We start from the raw sequence: 438 nt of genomic DNA, 5'->3' as shown, positions 1-438 counted from the left end.
CCGCCTACGCCGCCGGGCGCGCCCTGCTCGCGCGCGCCGCCGCCCACCCCGGCATCACCATCCGCCACTCCACCACCGCGTGGGGCGTCTTCGGCACCCGCACCACCCCCGACGGCTTCGCCGCGACCGCCGGCACCCCCGTCCCCGACGGCCTGCGCGTCGCCGTCCACGGTCCCGAGGGCGTCGAAGTCCTGCTCCCCCGCGCCCTGTTGCTCACCGCCGGCGCCTACGACCTGCCCGTGCCGATGCCCGGCTGGACCCTGCCCGGCTTCTTCACCGTCGGCGGCCTCCAGGCGTTCCTCAAGGGCCACCGCACCCTCGCCGGGCGGCGCGTGGTCCTCGCGGGCGCCCACCCGCTCCTGCTGATCGCCGCCGCCCAACTCGTCCGCGCCGGGGCCGACGTCGCCGAAGTCGCCTTCGCCCAAGGGCTCCCCCGCC

At 78.5% G+C, this 438-nt stretch carries 1 pseudogene; it reads left to right on the top strand.

Going from position 1 to position 438, the window contains the following annotated elements:
* Positions 1-438 (top strand): annotated as a pseudogene (locus GT354_RS19505) (opine oxidase subunit A); the annotation flags it as partial.

Source organism: Streptomyces sp. SID3343, assembly GCF_009865215.1.
In the GTDB taxonomy this organism is placed as follows: domain Bacteria; phylum Actinomycetota; class Actinomycetes; order Streptomycetales; family Streptomycetaceae; genus Embleya.
Note: the sequence above shows the minus strand (reverse complement) of the source record. Positions and strands in the feature narration are given on the sequence as shown.